Origin of the sequence: Fusibacter sp. A1, from assembly GCF_004125825.1 — a bacterium.
Taxonomy (GTDB): Bacteria; Bacillota; Clostridia; order Peptostreptococcales; family Acidaminobacteraceae; genus QQWI01.
In genome coordinates this window covers 337,908-360,721 of record NZ_QQWI01000006.1, presented here as the reverse complement: position 1 = coordinate 360,721, position 22,814 = coordinate 337,908, and the positions used below count along the sequence as shown (strand labels likewise).

Here is a 22,814-nt window from a genome sequence, read left to right as displayed (position 1 = left end):
TCTTGAAGACTAAGAAAATGGCAGCGATCGTACTGATCCTCGCCTTGGTGCAGCTGGTCTGTCTGCCTGCATTTGCAGATGCCTGGCTTTCCTATGAAGACATAAGTGTTGAAGAGCGGCAGTCGGGAGCAGATTTTCTAGGCATTTTTACTGCAAGTGCAGTTATGGATGGTGAGGAACCCAATGGAGCCATAATACTGCAGAAGGCACTCGATCTAGAAATTGTAAGGTTGAATGAGCCGAATTTCGTGGAAGACAACTCCTATCTAATATACGATGAAAACGGAAAAAGCTTTGAGCATATGATCCCGGAGTATGTTGCATTTTTGCAGACCCATCGTGACAAGGGCTTGAATCCTAAGGAGTACATAAAGGCGCGCGAGAAGTTCATTGACATCTTTACTTACCCCAACTGGGTACCGGCGGGAACTCAGTATCTGGACGAGAATTATGAGATTAAGGAAGTAAAGGAAAGCCATTACAGCTCAACGCTGGATACAAACTCAGTAAAAGGTATTGCCCTGCTTCTTCTGATATGGGAGGATCAGAATCCGGACAAGATCGCTAAATACATGAGCGGGTCTGATTCCGGTGGATTCATGACGGGTGTGCTTGGCCTCATCGGTATTAGTGGAGCCATAGTTGGCTTAAGTGTGCTTCGAAAGAAGAAAACAGGCAGCAAGAGGTTTGAAAAAAAATCCAAGCCGGTAAAGGAAAAAAAGAAGAAGAATGACAGGAACCAGACGGATGACAAAGATAAAACGGATGATGAAGAAGATGAAAACCAGGCGGAGCTGAAAGTGAAATCCCGTGGTGTTCTCATTTACAAGAAGAACTGTACTTTGACACTCACTCCGTTCATTTCAAATTCAAATGGTAAAGTATGGATGTTTACCGTTAATCAGGATAAGACTTTGCCACAGATCCCAGTTACTATCACTTCCTTGTCAAGCGAGAAGGCAAGAATCGAGCTTCATAGTGCAAAGTCTCATTTAAGTGAGGGTGAATCCAGAAAAGAGTACACCATCACAATAGTTGCAAAGTGTGAAGGGGAAGTCCTGGAAAAAGCAGTCATCATAACGGTGGCAAGAGAAGGTATGTTTGTTGTATCAGAGGAGCCAAAAGTTGTATATGGCGACAAAACAACCGTAACTGAGCTGAAGGTGACAGCTGTAAAAGAGTTTGACGGCAGACTCATAACGGATTATCCAGTTCTTGAAAATATCAAGTTTGAACTAAAGACGTTTGATGATGTCAGCAGGAACGTATACTCCATTGCCCAAATAGATTTTGAAGTTCTTCCTGATTGGGAAAATGTTCGAGAAGCCATCGACAGCCAGAGTTCAAATGATACCTTTGCCAGAGTGGTATTCAAGCTTAAAACAAAGGAGCCGATCACATCAAGAAAGAAAGACAAGGATCAGCCTGTATCCTACGAGTCTGAGCTTGTCATAAGGTCTGAAGTTAGAGGCGAAAAGCATGAGAGGTCAGTAAAGCTATGCCTGATGCCTCCCATGGAGCCAGTCAGGTCTCTGGACCTTGAAGAGGAGTATGCCTTTACAAAGCACATCATTGAGACATATGTCCCAAACAACAATGGATACCGTGACAAGTTCTTGAAGGATCTGGACACATACAAGTATGTCTGGGGTGCAGACCTGATCTATGAGTACCGGCATAAGATTTGGAGCATCACACAGAAGCTGATCGAAGCCAATGGACTTGAAGGCTACAGGGAAATGCTGAACGACATCGAGACTTATGATGAAATCCGATTCTGGACGCAGTGGGTGGGCGATATCGCACTCGACGGTGTTCTGATGATTTACATGGGCGTAACGCCTGGGGCGGCATTCGGTCAGGCTGCAATTGGCATGATGAAAAAGACTGTTGTTTCCATAATCAACGACATCAAAGACAAGTTTGAGCTGTATGACAGGTACACCATGGAGAATTTCACCGAATGGAAAGATCAGCAGGTCTATGAGCTTCTTATAACATCACCTGACCATTTGATAACAGCAACCTCAATTCGCGGCCTCCTCTCTGCGGGGAAAGCTACAGCATACATGTTCGGGCTTGTGTTCTTCAGATCGCTGATGATGAACATTGACTGGGACAAATGGGGAGAAAAATGGGAGAACGACCCATACATCAAGCCTGGTGAAGTGATGGTCGATTTGAAGAAGGCTCTGCTGGTTGCGTTCAAGGAAGTGGGCATGGCTCTGACGGCTATGGCATTGAGTGGACTTGTATCAAAAGCTTTAGTTACTTCAGCAATCAAGAACAATCTACCTATGCATGACAGCGTAAGAAAGCAGTATGTAGGCCTGAATCCTGGAAATGAACCAGTCAAGCCAAAGATCAAGCTTTCTGATGAAGTTTATGGCCAGGCGGCAACAAGCATACTTGATGCAAGCGTCATTCCAAGAAAAGTAAATAAGGCATACACAATTTCGGATCTTCCTGACGGCATGCCAGCCAAGAAGTTAATGCTTGAGGTTGAGTCTACCGGTAAAGTAAGCTTTGAGACAATGATGGAAAACTGGAGTGACAACAAGCAGAACTCAATGAGGACTCTGAAGGATGTGGACGCGAAGTACCAGAAAGCCTTCATGGAGACTTACTCAAAACTGAAGACAAAGCGAAAAGATTTCCTGGTTTCCGAAATGAAGAAAATGAAAAACGTTCCTTGGGAAGGCAAGGACATTGATGTCGTAAGCATGAGCAACTCAAAATTCAGTCAGGATGATGACTTCCGAGTGGTGTATAAGGACGATCGTGGAGCTGTTCTTGAAGTCAGTGCGAGACACTGGGCTGATCAGGCAAAATCCTGGTTCAAGGAGAATACGGGCTACAATGCGGACGAATGTCAGCAGGTTGGAATGACCCGTCATGGCGATGAAGCATTTGGCGGTTTTGCAACGCAAAAAATGCACAAGGGCAAGGATGGCGTTTACAGGTATGTCAATGTTGATCCTGAAATACTGAGCGTGTACGCTGGTAATAAGAAGCTGAATGACGGAGCTGGCTATGGTGCCGTTTACTGGAACAAGGTGAACAACTCTGCGAGCGCCGGGGAGATGATTGCCCAGTCAGGCAAGTTTGTCGTATCCTTTAAAAAGGTGTTGAAAAGTCATAAGAAACAGGGATTCAATGTTCCCGAGGTTGACGCATCGTTAAGCCTTGCAATGAATATTGTAGAACGCGTATCGCCGAACTTTGAGTTTACTCCGGATGTTGAAGTCAAGCTGAATAGCCTGCTGAAAAAGGAAACGGGCTATGTCAACGTCAAAGAAGTTGTTAGAGACATGGTGCAGTTGGCGGGAAGACTGTAAAGGCAAAACTAAAAGCGCTAGAAAATCTAGCGCTTTTAACATTTGTATATTATGTGCAGCAAAACACTAATTACTGTTCTGCTTTTGCTTGATCTCAAATGCATATTTTGAATCTGAGTCATTGATATGCTTGAAGATCCATTTGGCAATGAATTTAACCAGGTCAAGGAGTGCTTCCTGCTGATTTGCATCAACCTGCGAAAGATCGATCCCGTCAAGATAGTCAATGAACTGCTGGTGCTCTACCTTGTGCATGTTAGAACCCGAATAGCCGTAAGTATCAAAAAATGCTTCCTCAGAGTTGAAGTGGAAAATGGTGTACTCTTTAAGTTCTTCCACATGGCTGATTATATCATCATAAACGTCTTCATAGTCAACACGATCAATAAGCTCATGAAGATTTGATCCTACTTCAAACAGGTGCTTATGTTGTTTGTCCAGCTCGGGTATGCCAAGTTCGAATGATTCGTTCCAAATAAAAATAAGAATCCCTCCCCATATCAATATATTTGTGGTACTTATATGTTTCATACCCAATTAGAAGGAGATAGAACTTTTTTCATCGAATAGAAAGAGCTAAGATGAAAGTCTAAAATAAAATATTGATAGAGACCTACAATAAAGATCTATAATAAAAAATGAACCATGCCAAAGCAAGGGTAATGGAGTCAGTGACTGAACGGGAGATGGATATGTACTACGCAGCAACCATATACGACAAGGTTTATAAATACATTACAACAAACAAAGAACGGGAGTTCAACAAGGCGAACATTGAGTTCCGCCTGGCGGACAAGGACTTGGGCGTCCATTCAAAGGTTCAGGCCCTCATTACGGGAGAGTTCAACAAGGCAATGCTTGAGGTCTTTCCAAATGTTCGGGCGGTCATAGTGCCTTACACAGGACTGAACGGTCTTGATACTGCTCCTATGCAGTCAAAGGGCATTATGATATTCAACTCCACGGCACACAGCCATTTTGTGGCGGAAAGGGCACTGGCGCTGACCCTTGCAGTTCTGGGGAAGCTCGTGTTCTATAATAATAATCTGATGAAGGGTGACTGGAGCAAAAGGACCGAGCCGGATCGCGTCAGCTGGACAAGCCTGTCGAATAAGCGTGTGGCGATTTATGGATACGGTATTATAGGCAAGGAGATACACAGGCTGATGAAGCCATTTGGAATAGAGGTTGGCGTGCTTGATTACAGGAACAGAAGACCTCATGATGTGCATGTTTTCAAAAGACTGGAAGAGCTTGCCGTGTGGTCCGATGTCTTCGTTATCGCGGTGCCGCTGACGGATGAAACCAATGGTCGTATTGACGAGACCATGTTTGCAGCCCTAAAGAAAAAGGTGCTTATTAATATCGGCAGGGGGCAGATCATCGATGAGGATGCCCTTTATGAATCGCTCAAATCAGGAGATTTGAAAGGCTTTGGATCAGACGTGTGGTTCCAGTATCCTTCGAAGGACAGGAAGATCGTCATGCCATCCAAGCATCCGATTGAGTCCTTTGACAATGTGGTCATGACACCACACTGCGCCGGATTCGAGGATCATTCACTGGAACTGAGGTATTCGGATGTGGCTGATCAGCTCATTCGGATTGCTGGTGGGGATTTTAGGGGGAGGAAGTTATAGAGATCATTTAGTAGATGAAAGTAATTTTGATCCATTGTGAATGCGATGGATCTTTTTATATGTAGTTAGTTCATTTGTGCTGTTTCATAAGGCAGCATTGGATTGGCCGTATATTTCTTGAATTCAGTTTGAGTATTACGATTTGTGCATTATAATAATAGAAACGGAGCACTATCACAGTATGTGATGGATATAATATGAAAACTCTTGGGTGGAGTTGATTGGAAAATGGAAGTAGTCTCAAAGCATTGATTTGAATGTGGTTACAGGGGATTAAACGAGTTTAACAGAATATCCATTAAGTAAACTTTCACCAACTTGGGTTAAAAGAAGTGACTTAACGGAAAAGAAACAAAACAATGTAAAAGAATATGCAATATCCCTTGTGACCTATTATGAAATTTGCTCAGTTAAGAGTTGTTTTGAATATAATCGCTGACAATGATTTTAAGCCATTCAACTAGACATGCAACCAAGAGAGAATGGAGCTTACTGTGAGTCTACTAAATAGCATAGCAATGATTCTAACGACCTACATGGTTCAATTTTTCATTGTTCCGCTGTTCCTACAGATAGGTTCGTCAGACAGTTTAAGAATCAACCTTACAATAGGGATTTCATCGATACTCGTAACTCTGATTTTTATGATGTTTCGTGAAATCAAAGCCAGATACATCTTTTTATGTGTCATCCTCTACTACGGATTAGCCTATCTGTTCAACCCCAATGCAGCTTATGGTATAGGTAGAGGCTTTTTAAACCTTCCTGAACTAGATGTATTGGTACTGACACTTATTGTCCTTTGCTCTCAAATTACAACATGGGTTATTGTAAAGATCTTTAATTTAGGCAAGTTAACGGTAGAACCAAAATAAAAGAATGAGAATGAACGGCGCAAGTAGCTGTTACAGAAAAGGAGAAGTTATGAGAGCTGCATACCAAGTATTGGTGATTCCGTATCGCAAGGTTGAAGATGAATATAAGTTCGCAATTTTTAGTAGATCAGATATGAACTGTTGGCAATGGATAGCTGGCGGTGGTGAAGATTTTGATAAGAGTATATTAGATACCGCAAAAAGAGAAAGTTACGAGGAAGCAGGAATTTCATCAACATTAGATTACATACCACTTGATACAAAGACTTCAATACCAGTATCCATATTCGGTGAATTTTTATGGGGAGATGATGTTTATGTAATCCCTGAATACTGCTTTGGTGTAAAGATAGATGATGTGAGTTTTAAGATTTCAAGTGAACATAGCCAATACAAATGGGTTACATACTCAGAAGCCATAAGGTTACTGAAATATGATAGAAATAAAACTGCCTTATGGGAACTTGTCACTCGACTTGAGAGAAGGTGATTCTTTCAAGCATTTAAAATAAACCGTAATGACCTTGACCTGTATAGTTTATATGAACCTTTTTACCTTATACGACAGTTGCTTTTTCAATTAAGGTTTTCCATATTGTATTTGATAAATATAGTAAAACAATAAATGTACCTAGCAGATTGAAAGTAATGAAACTAAGGAGATCGTATATGAAGTGTTTAGAGATGAATAAAGTTGATAATAATCCCAAATTATTTCTTCCTGATTTAATCAAGCAATTAGCTCATAGTAGTCCTACTTTTACTAGCGATGGATGTGAAATGTATTGGTCTACTGTTAAAGGGGAGGATCATCCAAGGGCGATATTTTTTTCTGTATATGAGAATGGGAAATGGTCTGAACCACAAATCACAAGATTTTCAGGAGTATACAATGATGATCATCCTTTTATTTCTTGTGATGGAAAGGCGCTTTACTTTGCGTCGAACAGACCCTTAAAAGTAGATGGTGAAATGGAATTGAGAATTTGGAAAGTTCTAAAAACTGATTCTGGATGGGATGAACCAATTGCACTAGGAAAACCAATAGGGAGTTGGACACCTTCTGTTACTGAGGATGGCACAATTTATTTTTTAGATTATATAAAAAGCTCCAGCGAGTATGATTCAACAAGGCGATTTGGGATTTTTAAATCTGAATTAGTAAATGGCAAATACATTAGCGCGGAGTTACTTCCTAAGCAAATAAATTTGGACGGTTTTCTTAACTGGTGCCCATTTATCTCCCCAGATGAGAGTTTCTTATTGTTTTCATCTGACAGACCTGGGAGTTCGGGTTGTGGTGACATCTACATTTCATTTCATAATAAAAATGGTGATTGGTCTAAAGCGTTAAACATGGGACCTAGTATAAATACTGAATATCAGGAAAGATTCCCTGGACTTACTCCAGATGGTAAACAACTTTTCTTTACAAGGTCGACAAATTTAGCCAATCATAACGATATGTATTGGGTTGATGCTGGGATAATTAACGATATTCGAATGCATTTGGATTACTTTTGAATCAGCTAAACACAAACCAATTTATTCTTGTGAAGAGGAATGTCCCGAAATGAAGGGCATAGAAGGTATGGACATTAAGAATATTAAGAACATAAGTGACACCATGAACTAAAATACATACTGATGCCGCTCACCAAGAAGCGGTAGAACTTTGCCGTAGATAGATGATCGACACTTATATACGGCATGTTTGTGTCTGGTTTAATATTTTGGGTATGAGAGATATAGTGAAGCGATTCATTTGACACGATTCTCAGGAGGCCTAAGATGACACATCTTCAGATGAACTCAAAAGGCAAGAAGATAATTGCATATGCTGTTGCTGTTTCGGCTTTTCTGTTACTGACTGTGGTCATGTCTGCGCTTCTGTTTGGTTTCTATGAACAGTTGAAGGCTGATCGCGAGTACGATGTTTCTATCCACTACCACAATCTGATTAATGAAGTACAGGATTTCACACATGAGAACACCAGTCTGCTTTCTGGTTTCTCCGCATTCATTCAATTGAATGAAGATTTTACGGATGATCAGATCAATATGTATCTGCACTATCTTTTAAAGGACCACCTTGAAGATATAAAAAATGTCGGCATTTTCAAGGATACCACAGCGATGTGGGTTTATCCGATTGAGGGAAATGAGGCGATTATCGGGATCAATCTTGCAGAAATTCCAGAGCAGGAAGATGACGTCATCCGGGTCAAGGAGAACCTGGAAACGCTATTCACAGGGCCAGTGAACCTTGTTCAGGGGGGCGTTGGATTTATCATCAGAATGCCGCTTGTGAAAAGTGGCGACTATTGGGGCATGGTCAGTATTGTTCTTAAGGCTGAGCAAGCATTTGCTTTCATCGATAGTTTTTCTCAAATAAATCAAGTTGACTATTTTGTGACACATGCGGATCATCCAGACAAAGTCATCTATGGCGACCAGAAGATTCTCACGATGGAACCGCTTAAATTCAGGACAGTGGATTCTTTGGGGGGCTGGGATGTATACAGTGTTCCAAAAGGTGGTTGGAAAGACCAAAGGGGTCTGTTTTTCTTAGCGTTTCTATTTGTTATGCTTATTGGCGTCATCATTTCAAGGAAGACATACACTGGTATTATGAACTATAATCGGATGCTCACGAGCAAGATCGAGCTTGAGCAGAAGTTCATCAAGGACCGGTTTACAGGAATCTATACACGGGAGTATTTTAACCAGAGGGTTTTTGAGGAATTCAGCCAAGCGCTAAGGCACCAATATCCTATTTCATTGGTCTACTTCGATCTCGACCATTTTAAAAATGTAAACGATACCTACGGGCATGCGACAGGTGATAAGGTCCTATTGAATGTGGTTGCCTGCGTCAATGAGTTGATTCGCGGTGAAGATGTCTTTTCAAGATGGGGTGGCGACGAGTTCATCTTACTTTTACCGCATACGGCACTGATTGAAGCAGAACGCGTGGCTGAACGGATTCGCCAAGGAATCGAGCAAATTGAAATTAGCCAGACATCAGGTGTGAGTGCAAGCATTGGGTGCTCGCAGTGGGTTGAGCACGAGTATCTGGAATCATGGTTCCTTCGCACGGACAGGGCGCTTTATGTCTCTAAGAACAGTGGGAAAAACAAAGTGTCAATCAGCGATCATCTCACCGAGAAGAATATTCTAGTCAAAGTCAACTGGGATAATGCCTGGAATTGCAATCACCCTGTCATCGATCAAGAACACAAAATGCTACTCGATAGATTTAACACGATTATTGAAAGCGCACTTGGAAAAAACACATTTACAGAAACACTGCATAGTGTGGATGCATTTTTGCATGAGATCGAGCAGCATTTCACAAGTGAAATAAGCATTTTGAATGCAGTGGGCTACCCAAATGTCAAAGAACACATGGCAATTCATGACTTGCTGCTTCAAAAGGTAAAATCAATTTATGAAAAAGCACTACAGGGCAATATCTCGCCAGTCGAGCTGTTCACATTCATATCGGGCGTAATTCTTGAAGGACACCTAAAAAATGAGGATGTGAAGTATTTTGAGTTCGTCAAGCCGCAGAATCGGGATTAAGTTGCCTTGTTGATTGTTTACTGCTATGGTGAGAACGTTTTTAACCCCAAAAGAGACACCCGACCAAATCATAGAAACCCTCTCAGCGCATATACAGAGAGGGTTTTAAAATGTCTATGGATTCAAAATCAATTGCTTTTCATCATATGCCTTATTTAGAGCTGTATAATAGTCGTCTTTCGAGTGTACAAATCTTGATACTAGCCCAGCAGCACTAGGTAAAAAAGCTTTGTAGTCATATCCTGGCGAGCTGCCAATACCCATAGTAAGATAAATCTAAGAGTTTATGCTTGAAATCTGAAGATGACTCACCAATTCGTGTGGCTTTTCAAATTTGAAAGCATAAACGTCTTGTGTGATTTTCGTGCGTTCTATTAATTTAACTTGATAGAAATCTTTATGCATAGGTCATAATCCTCCTAAATGCATTTTGTCATAATGATAATTAATATCAATTGCAAGATTCGAAGTGTGGCCAAATCAGATAATATTTCTTTCACAGAAAAAGTATTTAAATATCTAAACTTTTATTACTCGAACACTCTTGAATAAAAAAACAAGATTGAGGTGACCTTTTTTAGGTTGCTCAATCTTGTTTTTTTAGTGGCTTTAAACTTTAGATTAGTGTTTGTAAAAAATCATACGTTTCGTTTGTTACTGCAGTGTTTGACTTTTCGAGTGCGTACAGTACTGATCCTGCAACAGGAGGCAGTTCCGGTTTGACTGCATAGGCATCTGGTGCGACCTCTTTTATTGTTTTCATCATTGCATCTAGAAAGTGTGGAGTAGAGCCCTTGTAAACACTGCCTCCAAGAACGACTGGTACTTGATGGTTTGTGAGCTTTGCTTTTGTTAACATGCCTTTGACCATTTCCCCTTGCGTTTTGCCGAAATTAGTTAGTATTTCGATGCAAACAGAGTCGCCTTTTCCTGCTTCTTCAAATACGACAGGCGGTAAGAGCTTAAATACCTTCTCGCTGATCTTAAATGTGGGATAAACATAATCTACAACATCGGTCATCGATTCGAGGACTAGCATAGATGGTATCAAAGTGGAAAGGGAAGTTTGTTTATAGGTTCCTTCATCTGCCCTAAAGGCATAATGTAATGCGGTCATAGCGATTTCATCTCCGCCACCAAAGCCGCCGGTCGCATAGCCAAGTGCTCTTAGAATATGCTTTTTACCGTTAAGTTCAACGGCTCCTGCATTCGAACCTGTACCATATAGTGAAACTACACCCCATTGCTGCTGAAGTGCGCTTCTAAAGACGCACCAGGTATCATTTTCAACTAAATGCGGGATGTCTCCGACGAGTGGAGATAAAAATTGATAGATCGTTTCAAAGTCAGAAGGCAAATCTGCTCCTGATAATCCAAAGTAGATAAACTTAATATCAGCTTTGTTTATGTTACCTGTTAGTGCTTCTAACAAAGCTTGAAATGTTTTTTGAGCCTTGTTTGAACCGATCAATTGGTAGTTTGATGGTCCAACCGTTACATCAGCGATTACTTCACCGGTTAATAGGCTTAAAACACCGCGTGTTTTTGTACCGCCTCCGTCAATTCCTATGACATATTGCACTTTTTCACCTTCAATAGTATTGTATTTCCGTGTTCGTGGGGTTCTACGTATGACTTTGGGCGTAAAGTCGGGGTTATACGTAGGGCAAATACTAATGGTACACAGATAAACCAAAAGTTAAATCGCTTATATTTTACCACGATTCCACCACTATGGCAAGAATGACGGGTAAATCGGAACAATGTTTTAAGCGTTGCAATACCAAGATAAAAGAAAAATGTATCATTTTCGTAAATAAATCATTGACAAGAAGGTAAACGTTTCTTATGACGAAAGTGTAATCGCTTTAACTTTTAAGATATGGTAAGAAACCGTGTTTTATTGTAAACTAATTGGTATGGGCGAAGTAAAAAATTAGGTTTTTTTGAAAGGAACATACGATGAGAGTGAGCATATACGACGTTGCTGAAAAAGCAGGTTTGTCAGTAGTTACCGTATCGAGAGTGTTAAACAATGCATCAACAGTTCGTGAAAGTAGTCGTATCAAAGTGATGAAAGCCGTAAAGGAATTGAATTATCAACCAAGTGCAGCTGCAAGAAGTCTTGCTAAGGGAAAAACGAATGTAATCGGTATAATTTTACCTAATCTTTCGGATTCCTTTTTGTCGGAAGTCGTTATGTCAGCAAATATCGCACTTGAAAAGTATTGTTATTCTTTAGCGGTCAGCGTTGCTGATGACGGTGACTTAGAGTCAAAAGAAAGAGGCAACTCCTTCTTTCAACAGGATCGTTTTGATGGTGTACTAGTGTTGACTCCGATTTTTGATGAGGGTTATTTAGAATCATTAAAGCAAAATCGAGTTCCCTTTGTGATTATCGATAATCAGAGGTATCCGTTTACGGTCCCCTCTGTGGTAGTGGATAATTTCAAGGGTGGTTATGAAGCGACAAAATATCTGATTGAGGCGGGCCATGAACTGATTGCACATGTTGGCGGACCGGAATCACTCCTTTCAGCTGAAGAACGTATGGCGGGATTTAATAAGGCGATTGAAGAAGTCGGAATTGAAGCTTATGGGGTTATAAGAGGAGATTTCGAAATATCTACCGGTTATGACGCAATGTGCGAGTGGTTGGCAAAAGGGCGAATGCCAACTGCCATATTTGCCGGAGATGACAATATTGCTTTTGGCGTCATTGATGCTTTAAGGGAACATGGTTTGAAAGTGCCTGAGGATGTATCTGTGATTGGATACGACGATCACCCGTTTTGTAGTAAACTTCATCCGTTCCTGACTACGGTTAAACAGCCTGCCAAAGAGCTTGCTGAAGAAGCGGTAGAAATGTTACTTAAGGTAATGTCGAACAACTTGAAAAAAAATATGATTGTAAAACTTGAACCGCAATTAATCATTCGGAGTTCTGTCAAAAACCTATAACGGGGGGATTGTTAATGAGAACGAAGAAGGTAATTAGTCTATTGTTAGCACTTGTAATGGTGATAGCAGTATTTACAGGTTGTAATGGCACTGACTCTCAAAAGAGTGAAGTCAGCGACACAAGAAAAGAAACATTATTTGTCACGGGTATGCAGTGGAATCCAGCACAAAACTTCAACTGGTTTTCTGGTTGGCCTGCATGGCCTACGGATTTGACTACGAATCCAATGGTCTATGAAACACTTTTTATGTTTAACACAAAAACAAATGAGATTACTCCGCTATTAGGTGATGAATACATTTGGGAAGATGATTACACACTTGTCATTAAAATGAACCCGAATGCAAAATTCTCTGATGGCGAAGCACTGAACGCAGAAGATGTTCTTTACACACTGGATGCTGCGAACAGAACCTACCTTAACTGGTCAGGTTACTGGGAAAACATCGACAGTTTAGAAATGAAGGATGACTTAACACTTGTTGTCCATTTAAATAAAGAAAACTACAATCGCATGAACATGACAGAAATGTTGACTAATCTTCCGATTCTACCGGAACATATCTGGTCAAAAATCGAAGAGGAAAACAATTTTGATTATGGTGAAATTGGTGCGATCTTTAACGATAATCCAGTCGGATCTGGTCCATACCTTGTAGATTTTCATGATGATACGCAAATCAGGACAAAAAGAAATGAAGATTACTGGGGTAAGGATACGTTTGGAATGCCAGCTCCAAGGTACATTTCTCACTTAATTTATAATTCTAATGATACGTCAAGTTTAGATTTGAAGAATGGTACATTGGATTACTCACAAAACTTCCACTCAAGAATTTGGGAAATGGCAGACAGTGGGGTTAAGTCCTATTTAAGCGATTCACCATACTATATGGCAGAGACTATTCCATCATTCTATATTAATGTTCATCGAGCTGGCCTTGAGAACAAAGAAGTAAGAAGAGCGCTAGCTTATGCTTTGAATTACCCAGAAATCACAGAAAAAGCGATGAGCGGCTATTCTAAAATCATCGAACCAGGTCTTGCTATTTTTGAGTATGAAAAAGAACTATTGGATCAATCTCAAATAGAGGGATTAACATGGGGCTTTGATCTTGATAAAGCCAATGCGATTCTGGATGAGTTAGGAGCTACAGTTGGTGCAGACGGCATACGTGTTTTACCTGATGGTACACGTTTAGGACCTTGGAATGTTGAGTGTCCCGCTGGTTGGACTGACTGGAACGCAACGATTGAGATTGCTTGCCAAAATGCTAAAGCTGCCGGTATTGAACTGGTTCCAACATTCACTGAGTGGGGAGTTTACGACAACAATAAGAATACGGGTGAATTCGATATCACAATGTACACACCTGCTGCTTATTCAACACCGGTTAGCGGTTGGAAACGCGCATATGATCTAATGAGCTCAATTGACTTAGCTCCAATTGGTGAGCAAGCGTTTTGGAACTTTGGTAGATATGAAAACGAACGAGTGAACGAAATTATTAAAGCAATTGGTATGACTGACGATAAAGCCGAACTAACAGCTCTTTACACTGAGCTAAATGTCATTTACTTAACGGATATACCGACAATTCCACTATATTATAGACCAACTGTATTCTTCTCTTATAACGAGAATGTTTGGAAAAACTTCCAAGATGAGAATTCGGATTTACCGGATATGTTATTTGACGGTGCTGGTTTTAGAGGGTTGTTCCAACTATCAAATCAATAGATAAGATAGGGGATTTCAGATTTTCTGAAATCCCCATACTTTTAAAGTGAGGCATATATGAAAGGCTACTATCGTTATTTTTCAAAAAAAATCATGTGGTATGCATTAACACTTATCATTGCTGTGGTCATTAATTTTATGTTGCCTAGATTAATAAGTGGCAATCCTGTAGATCAGATTGTAGCGCGTATTACTAAAGGTATGACGGATTCAGATGTGATTAAAAAGACCTACGAAACATTCTATGCGGAATTTAATTTGGATAAGTCTCTTCCTCAACAGTTTTTTATTTATGTGAAAGACTTTTTAAGAGGAGATTTTGGAACATCCTTTACTCAATATCCTAGACCGGTTAAAGAATTAATCGCAAATGCGGTTCCTTGGACCGTTGCAGTTCAGCTACCGGCAATTATACTGGGTTGGTTGGTTGGTTGGTTGGTAATATTTTTGGTGCGATCGCAGCCTATAAAAAAGGTGTTTATGACAAGATTATTTTTCCCACAGCCTTATTTGTAAGTTCTGTTCCATTTTTTGTACTTTCCATTCTGCTACTGTATGGGCTAGCGGTTGTTGGTGGATGGTTCCCTGTGGGTGGACCTTATGACCGGACGATGATTCCTGACGGATCATGGCTGTTTTACATGTCCTTATTAAAACATCACTTCTTGCCATTTTTGTCGATTGCCATTGTCATGTTAGGCGGACAAGGAATTGGTATGCGTGAAATGGCTCTTTATGAGTTAAGTTCCGATTATGTGAAATATTCTAAGATGTTAGGTATTAGAGAATCGAAAATTGTCAGGTACGTCTTCAAGAATGCAGCGCTCCCGCAAATTACAGGTTTGGCGATTTCACTTGGAACGATGATCGCAGGGGCCTTGATTACTGAAATCGTATTCAATTATCCTGGACTTGGGCTTCAAATGTTTAAGGCGATTCGTGGGCTTGACTATCCTATGATTTCGGCGTGTACCCTGTTAATTACGATAACGGTGCTTGCGGCAAACTTTATTGTAGATATTCTATATGGCTTCTTGGATCCTCGTATCAAGGCAAACCAAATGGAGGAAAGCTAACATGCAGACATTCAATATCCTTCTTAATTCGAACAAGTTTAAAATCGGTGCCTTTATTTTTGTGTTGGTTTTGCTGTTTACGATCGGTTATCCGCTGCTTAACCACGGAGACCCGATTGAAATGGTTGGTGGACCGCTAGAACCACCAAGTCGTGAATTTTTATTGGGGACGGATAATTTTGGACGAGATGAGTTGCTCGCCCTTGCACATGGAACCAGAACCTCACTTATTGTCGGTGTTATGGCAGGTGCGATTGCAACCAGTGTAGGTCTTGTAATAGGTCTTTTTGCAGGGTATAAGGGTGGATTAATCGATGAAATTCTTATGGCCGTATCCAACTTGTTTATTGTAATTCCATCCTTTATCATTTTGATTTTGATTTCAGTAAGTCTAGAAACAAGGTCGATTGTTCTTACTGCGAGCATAATCGGTTTAACCACCTGGCCATGGACTGCAAGAGCGGTTAGGGCGCAGGCTGTTTCTCTTAGAGAAAGAGATCATATCAATATCGCTAAGCTCTCGGGCTTTTCAACTTCTAGAATAATCGTTCAAGAAGTGCTGCCTTATATCATGTCCTATGTTGTTATGGCATTTATCATTCAAATCACAACGGGCATTCTAAACGAAGCTAGTGTTTCGATGCTTGGACTTGGACCTCTTAATACGGTTTCTCTTGGTATTTTGCTAAACTGGGCTATTTTAGCTGAAGCGCCCGGCCTAGGTGCTTGGTGGACCTTTGTGCCAGCAGCTCTTTTAGTTGCATTTACGACATTCTCCCTTTATTTAATGCAGCTTGGTATGGATGAGATCTTCAATCCTAAGTTAAGGAGTTAATCATGAGTGAATTTACATTACAAGTGAAAAATTTGCACGCACGTTATCATACACGATTCGGTGAAGATATTTACGCGGTGGATGGTGTCAGCCTAAATCTTTTAAAGGGAAAAGTTTTAGGTATCGCCGGTGAATCGGGATGTGGAAAATCAACACTGGCCAATTGCCTCATGGGTTGTTTTTTTAAGCCCTTGCATTACACTTCGGGCGAATTGATTATTGATGGGGTAGACGCCGTTGCCATCGATCCAGAGACTTTTCGAAAAGAAGTCTTAGGTAAGAAGATAGCCTATATTCCACAGGCTGCGATGAATACCTTAAATCCCACATTGAAAATCAAGTCTTTCTTGATGGATGTACTTAAAGAGCACAAACCGGAAATGTCCAAAGTTGAAATGATGGAACTGGCGACCGAACGCTTTAAGGCTTTGGGACTGGATCCTAAAGTATTGAACGCTTATCCCAATGAGCTCTCTGGCGGTATGAAGCAACGTACTGTTATCGCGATTTCCACTATACTTAATCCCAAAGTCTTAGTTGCCGATGAACCGACTTCCGCCCTTGATGTCACAAGTCAAAAGAAAGTGATTCTACTGATTAAAAGACTGTTGATCGAAGGGTATGTTGAATCCATTGTCTTTATCACCCACGAACTGCCACTCCTTTATCATGTTGCAGATAAGATCGCAATCATGTATGCAGGTCAGATTGTAGAACGGGGAAGCAGTGAAGATGTGGTCTTTGATGCGCTACATCCATACGCTAAGGCACTGATGGGCTCGATTATTGTTCCCGAACTCGATATGAAAGAACATAAGCTATATGCGATTCCTGGTGCACCACCCAACTTGAAGCAAAAGTTGACTGGCTGTAGGTTTTATGACAGATGTAAAGAAAGACAAAGTTTTTGTAAAGAAACTAACCCGGAAATCAAGACTGTTGAACATCGTGAACATAGATGTTTGATAGTTTGAGGTGAATTACATGGAAAACATTGTATTTGAGGCGAAAAATCTTACTCGTGTATTTGGGCATGGTAAAGATAAAACGATTGCGGTGGATAAGGCGAATTTTAAAATCATGCATGGCAAAGTATATTCCATCGTTGGTGAAAGCGGTAGTGGAAAAACAACGACTGCAAGGATGTTACTTGGTTTACTCAGTCAATCAGAAGGTGAATTGAGCTTTTTCGGTAAAAAAATAAACTTGAAAAAGCATAAGGATAGAGTGAACTACTGGACACATGTGCAGGCGGTTTTTCAAGATCCGTTTTCATCCTTCAATCAATTTTATAAGGTGCAGGATTTGCTCATCAACTGCTTGAAAATGAAAGGTATCAAACTCAAAAAGGAAGAAGAGTATAAAAAACTTGAAGAAGCGTGTGGCTATGTCAATCTGGACTTAAAGGAACTTTGGAACAAGCATCCCTTCGAATTATCAGGTGGTCAAATGCAGCGTCTGATGATCGCCAGAATCTTTTTGATTCATCCCAAAGTTCTAATTGCCGATGAACCGACGTCGATGATTGATGCTTGTTCCAGGTCGACGATTCTTGATATGTTAATGAAACTTCGTGACGACAATGATATGACTATCATTTTTATCACCCATGATATCGGTCTTTCATACTATGTTTCTGATGAAATTTTCATTATGGAAGAGGGGCGAATCGTGGAGCAAGGTGATGCCAGAAGTATCATTGAAAATCCAACCGCAGAATACACAAAACATTTGCTCACTGACGTGCCGACAATTCATAATCCTTGGTTAACGGAGCTTGATGACTTAATTCAAAATAAGCGCACTGTTCAAGGTGCATAGAAAAACTAGTTTATCTAGTGAGTCTGTTGACAAAGTTCACGAAAGTGGGCTTTGACTTTTTTGCTCATCATTCAAATGCAGGGTCTATAGAAGAAATTCAATATTTGAGCCTTGTCAAAGTAGTACTTCAATACAAAATCGGTTTTACTGCGTTCTACGACATCAACGTCAGAAAGCAGATAAATAACTTTCAACATAAGATACTTGAACAGTAGAATAGGGCAATACAGAATACTTGAACGTTATCCCTACATGGATAACCATATAACCGCTCTAGAAAAGAAAAGTTTGATTCCAACTTAGACTATCTAATGCAAGCTGTGGCAGTATTCATTTAAGTAAAGGGCAAAACACCAGATAGATTAATTCCTATCGGGTGTTTTTTGCATTAGGAGTGTCCCCTATAACGTATTTCAAGTTGGTAGTTATAGGATAATGGAAAAAGAAGATTGAAAAGTGAATGGCTTCGTTTGACAATGGTTAAGTTCTTTCACATCGACTTTCATTTCATAGATTGGCGGATCATGTCAAAGAGTCCTTAAAAACCAACGGTAGTCCATAAATATCCATCAAAATTATGTTGATGCAGGGTTTGGATTATATAAACTTCGGCAATTAAATGTTAAAATAAACTATCATTATCAACTATTACTGTCATCGATAGGAGGGCATATCCATGCCACAGAACTTTTTCAAATGGGATAACGATTTTAATACTGGGAATGAGATAATCGATTCTCAACATTTCGCTTTAGTTGAAATGATTAATGATTTACTTGAGATAAGTATCAATAACAAGTTGATCAAAACTGAAACGATAGAGAAGACAAGCAGCAAACTTTCTGCTTATATTGACGAACATTTTTCAACTGAAAAAGCATTGATGGAAAAATACTCAATTGATCATCGTCATCGTGAAGAACACTTGCAATTTCATAAGGATTTTGTCCATGAAGTGACAAACCAATTTGAAATCACAGACAAGCAGATTAATCCAAAAAAATTGAAAGCTATTGTCGAATACTTAATTAGGTGGCTTGCCTATCATATACTAAATACTGATAAAAGTTTAACTCGACAACTTACATATATCGCTGATGATGGAATGACACCGGCAGAAGCATATGAGATGGAAGAGCAAATTACCGAAACCTCAACCGAACCTTTACTTAAAGCACTTAAAGTCTTATATCTACTGGTCTCTAGAAAGAATAAGGAAATAGAACTAAAGAATGTGCAACTTGAAGAAAAGGTCAAACAAAGAACCGCCGAGCTATCTGAAGCAAATGAAAAATTAAGTCAGTTGCTTTATCATGATGTATTGACAGGGTTGCCCAATAGAAGATATGTCATGGCTGAAATTGAAAAACTCTTGAACAACTGGGCGCGCTACCGGGTTCCATTTTCTATTCTTTTTATCGATGTTGATAAGTTCAAATCTGTGAATGACAATTATGGACATGAGAATGGTGACAAGGTTCTGCAATGGATTGCTGATTTATTAAGTTCGACTGTCAGAAAAACCGATATTGCCTGTCGATTAGGAGGAGACGAGTTCATCGTTATTTGCCCAAATACAGAAGCCGATGGAGCCTTTATCGTAGGCAAGAAACTTAATGCGTACTGTAGCAGTGATGATGCACAGGAATTTGAGTTTTGGAACCCGTCATTGAGTATCGGGGTTTCAACAGTGAATGATCTGATTACCACTCCAAGTGAACTGATAAAAACAGCTGACAATGCCATGTATGTATCAAAGTGTAACGGTGGTGGAACAACTTCCTTGTCGAAGGATTAATCGAATAGAATTGCGCCATGTATCTGCTGATTGATTTCACACCGACGAGCCTGAATGGACGCTAGGGTTTATGCAAAATCCTGGTGTCTGTCACCGAAGTATCCTTTGATGTTCTCTAGAAGCTATTTGAGTAAAAAAACAATAGAATCTGATAAGAACAGGTAGAATTAACCCTAACTAGGGTGAATAAGCATAAAAGTATAATAATCAAATGAAATGAAAGAAGCTAAAAGAGCAATCTCTTTTAGCTTTTTTATTAATTTGATTAAAGCTACCCATATAGGGAATAAGAGGATTAATACTGCCTATCAAAAAGGAGGATTTCATGAAGAGATATCTATCATTGGCGCTGGCAATTATCCTAGTGTTGTCACTGGCACTTTCAGGATGCCAACCAAATGAAAAATTGGATGAGTCATCTACAGACGATTCCACTTCAACACCTACCCCTATCATTGATATTCCTGATTTCACATCGGATACGTTTGCTTTTGAAACGCTGACACAAGCCGACATCGAGTTGATATTCGAACATGAAAGCCTAGACGATTATTTGTCAGCGAGTCCCTTCTATACATCCGAAGCCTTTAAGTCTCAATTTATTGATCAAGACTATTTTTTTGAAAGGGAATACGTCATCAGTGAGATCCTCTTTACGTCGACTGTCATGCAAAGTGATGTCGAATTGCTTATATCACAACTTGACACATTAGCAAATTCGACCGTCGCCTTATATGAGAAATTAGCCGATGAGCATTCTGAACTTACACAATATACAGAAAGTTTGATCGATGAATATAGCAATACGATGCTTTACATAGGTATATTAAGTGCTCAAATCGAATCGCTGGAAGAAGATGTTGAATCAGCTTATGACCAGGCGTGGCAAGATTATCTTATCGTACAAAAGCGAATAGAACTTGCAGATCTTGTTGTCACTCAGCTGTCCAAAACCATACAGGATGCGCTTATACTTTACGATGAATACCAGGCATCCTATCAAGATGACTTTGTCATGTCGTTTGAATTCGATCTACTGATGATGGACATTGAATTTACGGAACTTTATGATACGAACATCAACAGTATCTTTGAATCCATCTCTAAAACCTATGATAAACTCAGCAACCTTGACCTAGCAGATACCTATGCCACCCTATCGCAGTTGTTTTATCATCGCGAACTAGCCGATACAATGCAGCCTCTACTCAATGAAATGACCGAAAAAGAAGGGCTCACAGAAGATACAATCGACTTTTTAAAAGATGCTAATCTGTTAACTATTCAAATCGCAAGTACTGCTGCGGATACCATCATGGACGAGTATCACCTGACCGAGGCGGATCTAGTGGCTGATTCGAGTGTAATCAGCGATGTAGTTCAAATGATATCAAGCCCACTTTATGTGTATGCTGACAAGACATCCTTTACCGATGCCAAAGGAAAAGTTGCCCTTAAAAAGGCGACCGAAACATTGAAGGCCGATCATGCAAAAAAACCGGCTGAACCAAAAGGCTTTTTTAATACCCTATTTACCGCAGTACGAAAAATGCCAGGTGTATTGTTGGAAAAAGCGAGCAATACGGTATATAAGACCACCTTCGACTATTTTGCAAGTGACTACGGCGTGGATAAAGAAGTTATAAAAAAAGAAAAAGAACGTGTAAACCGACTGGAAATGGAGCGTATTAAAGCAGGCACAGCAGGTTCACAAACTACAAAAGATGCCATAGGAATGATTGAACTAGCCGAAGACTCTATCGGCATATTAGCAGAAAAAGCCCTTGGAAAAGACAATTCATTTGCAAAAACAATTAAGGCGAGTTCTAAGTTTGCTGTAGGTTGTTTTACCGGAAGCGCCAAAAGTTTGATAAAAATAATGGATCCTAAGGCAACAGCAGGTGAGATTGCCCTTGCAACTGTCGATGTAGCGCTTACCACGGTCGGAGGAAGTAAGTCCATTGCAAAGGCAATCAGCAAAGGGACAAGTAAACTCACTGGCCTTGTTAAAGGTTTAGGTCAAAGTACCATGTCAAAAGGAAAGGCGATTGTAAAAGCAATCAGCTCCAGCTCGAGTACGATGGCACCTAAAATAAACCTTGCGATAACCACCGCAAACAAAGCCACAGGTGTCATAAAAAATACAGCACTTAAGGTAAGCAAATCATTAATTAAAGTGAAAGATAAGACCAGTTCGCTATTTAAATCAGTAGCAGAAAAAACAAGTAAGTTAAGAACTTCTCTGAACGGTAAACTCGGAGATTTTAATAAAAACGCCTTGCAAAATGATTCATTACTACAAAACGTTTTTAGCAACAACATGACAGACTTTACTGAAAATTATGTCAAGGGAATGCTCTATAGCGAGATTCCAACACTAGTAGATAAAACGATACCAGAATTTTTAGCTTCGGAATCCCTTGATGATTCAACCGATAGCATAGATTCCACCGACCAGCCTGCTACAGAGGACAGTACTGCAATAGCAACAGAACAATCTTCAGAGAATGGATCAAGAGAAGACACGACAGAAAATACGACAGAAGCTATCACTGAAAATACGACAGAAACCACCACAGAAACTACCACAGAAACTACCACACAAGATACACCACAGACAACTGAATCACAGCCTACCACGACACAGAGCAACCAAGGTGCTTCATTGTCAGATACTTATTTTGGATCATACAAAGGTCACTACAACAAAAGCGTTATTGCCGGTATGACCTTTGATTTGAACGATGGTAACAGTTCTATCGAGATGACGGTAGAAGCAAATACTCTAGTCATCAAAACCTATATTGCAGATCCTTTGCTTGACGGCAACGGAATGACATATCGATTCAATAAGTACAACGCTTCAGAAAACACCATTGCAGTCACAAATATCGATGACGAAGGCGACAAACAGATTTTCAGCATTGTGTTCAACAGCGACGGAAGTTTTAAAGCTACAGTAACGATATTTGATTCCGGCGATGCCTTAGGAAACCTGAATGCAGTCGGCAGCAAATCCAACTAAAACTAAAGGACTGATCATTAACCGACCCCTAAGAGTTAGACTAACGTCTAACTTTTAGGGGTCAAAATTTATCGTAGTTTTTTTGTTTGCTAGAATTTGAATTACGTAAAATTAGATA

The 22,814-nt window shown here is 40.1% G+C and carries 17 protein-coding genes; 15 read left to right on the top strand and 2 right to left on the bottom strand.

The window, feature by feature from the left end; all coding sequences use genetic code 11:
- Positions 1-2 precede the first annotated feature (2 nt).
- Positions 3-3,338 carry a hypothetical protein gene (locus DWB64_RS10970; protein ID WP_129488278.1) on the top strand — a complete coding sequence of 1,112 codons (3,336 nt, stop codon included), beginning with the start codon at positions 3-5 and terminating at the stop codon, positions 3,336-3,338.
- Between the two features lie 66 nt (positions 3,339-3,404).
- Here DWB64_RS10970 and DWB64_RS10965 read toward each other — a convergent pair whose 3' ends face one another.
- A complete protein-coding gene (locus DWB64_RS10965; protein ID WP_129488277.1) occupies positions 3,405-3,869 on the bottom strand; it encodes a bacteriohemerythrin in 465 nt (154 codons plus the stop codon).
- A gap of 161 nt (positions 3,870-4,030) precedes the next feature.
- Here DWB64_RS10965 and DWB64_RS10960 point away from each other — a divergent pair, with 161 nt between their 5' ends.
- From DWB64_RS10960 to DWB64_RS10940, 5 genes are all read left to right on the top strand, one after another.
- A complete protein-coding gene (locus DWB64_RS10960) occupies positions 4,031-4,978 on the top strand; it encodes an NAD(P)-dependent oxidoreductase (protein WP_164980365.1) in 948 nt (315 codons plus the stop codon).
- A 494-nt stretch (positions 4,979-5,472) separates the two neighbouring features.
- A complete protein-coding gene (locus tag DWB64_RS10955; protein ID WP_129488275.1) occupies positions 5,473-5,853 on the top strand; it encodes a hypothetical protein in 381 nt (126 codons plus the stop codon).
- Positions 5,854-5,902: 49 nt separating this feature from the next.
- On the top strand, positions 5,903-6,343 hold the full coding sequence (locus DWB64_RS10950) for an NUDIX pyrophosphatase (RefSeq protein WP_129488274.1): 441 nt from the start codon (positions 5,903-5,905) through the stop codon (positions 6,341-6,343).
- A 179-nt stretch (positions 6,344-6,522) separates the two neighbouring features.
- Entirely contained in the window at positions 6,523-7,377 is an 855-nt protein-coding gene (locus tag DWB64_RS10945; protein WP_164980364.1) for a PD40 domain-containing protein, read from the top strand.
- Between the two features lie 267 nt (positions 7,378-7,644).
- Positions 7,645-9,438, top strand: a complete 1,794-nt coding sequence (locus DWB64_RS10940; RefSeq protein ID WP_129488272.1) for a diguanylate cyclase — start codon at positions 7,645-7,647, stop codon at positions 9,436-9,438.
- 616 nt (positions 9,439-10,054) lie between these two features.
- On the opposite strand, the gene DWB64_RS10935 is transcribed toward DWB64_RS10940, so the two are convergent.
- On the bottom strand, positions 10,055-11,020 hold the full coding sequence (locus DWB64_RS10935; protein ID WP_164980363.1) for an N-acetylglucosamine kinase: 966 nt from the start codon (positions 11,018-11,020) through the stop codon (positions 10,055-10,057).
- Positions 11,021-11,400: 380 nt separating this feature from the next.
- Here DWB64_RS10935 and DWB64_RS10930 point away from each other — a divergent pair, with 380 nt between their 5' ends.
- From DWB64_RS10930 to DWB64_RS10895, 9 genes are all read left to right on the top strand, one after another.
- Complete coding sequence (locus DWB64_RS10930) at positions 11,401-12,399, top strand: LacI family DNA-binding transcriptional regulator (protein ID WP_129488270.1); 999 nt, start codon at positions 11,401-11,403, stop codon at positions 12,397-12,399.
- A gap of 14 nt (positions 12,400-12,413) precedes the next feature.
- Positions 12,414-14,141: an ABC transporter substrate-binding protein gene (locus tag DWB64_RS10925; RefSeq protein WP_129488269.1), complete on the top strand. Its 1,728-nt coding sequence runs from the start codon at positions 12,414-12,416 to the stop codon at positions 14,139-14,141.
- Between the two features lie 57 nt (positions 14,142-14,198).
- Positions 14,199-14,657 carry an ABC transporter permease gene (locus DWB64_RS19375; RefSeq protein WP_206736668.1) on the top strand — a complete coding sequence of 153 codons (459 nt, stop codon included), beginning with the start codon at positions 14,199-14,201 and terminating at the stop codon, positions 14,655-14,657.
- Positions 14,573-15,217, top strand: coding sequence for an ABC transporter permease (locus DWB64_RS19370; protein WP_206736667.1), 645 nt, complete (start codon positions 14,573-14,575; stop codon positions 15,215-15,217). The genes DWB64_RS19375 and DWB64_RS19370 overlap by 85 nt, the downstream gene beginning before the upstream one ends.
- A 1-nt stretch (position 15,218) precedes the next feature.
- Positions 15,219-16,052 (top strand): ABC transporter permease, encoded by an 834-nt coding sequence (locus DWB64_RS10915; RefSeq protein WP_129488268.1) that lies wholly within the window; start codon positions 15,219-15,221, stop codon positions 16,050-16,052.
- 2 nt (positions 16,053-16,054) lie between these two features.
- A complete protein-coding gene (locus DWB64_RS10910; RefSeq protein WP_129488267.1) occupies positions 16,055-17,026 on the top strand; it encodes an ABC transporter ATP-binding protein in 972 nt (323 codons plus the stop codon).
- A gap of 10 nt (positions 17,027-17,036) precedes the next feature.
- The gene (locus DWB64_RS10905; protein ID WP_129488266.1) at positions 17,037-17,873 is read left to right on the top strand and encodes an ABC transporter ATP-binding protein; all 837 of its coding nucleotides are present in this window, start codon (positions 17,037-17,039) and stop codon (positions 17,871-17,873) included.
- Positions 17,874-18,549: 676 nt separating this feature from the next.
- Entirely contained in the window at positions 18,550-19,671 is a 1,122-nt protein-coding gene (locus DWB64_RS10900) for a GGDEF domain-containing protein (protein WP_129488265.1), read from the top strand.
- 325 nt (positions 19,672-19,996) lie between these two features.
- On the top strand, positions 19,997-22,696 hold the full coding sequence (locus DWB64_RS10895; protein WP_129488264.1) for a hypothetical protein: 2,700 nt from the start codon (positions 19,997-19,999) through the stop codon (positions 22,694-22,696).
- Positions 22,697-22,814: the final 118 nt, after the last annotated feature.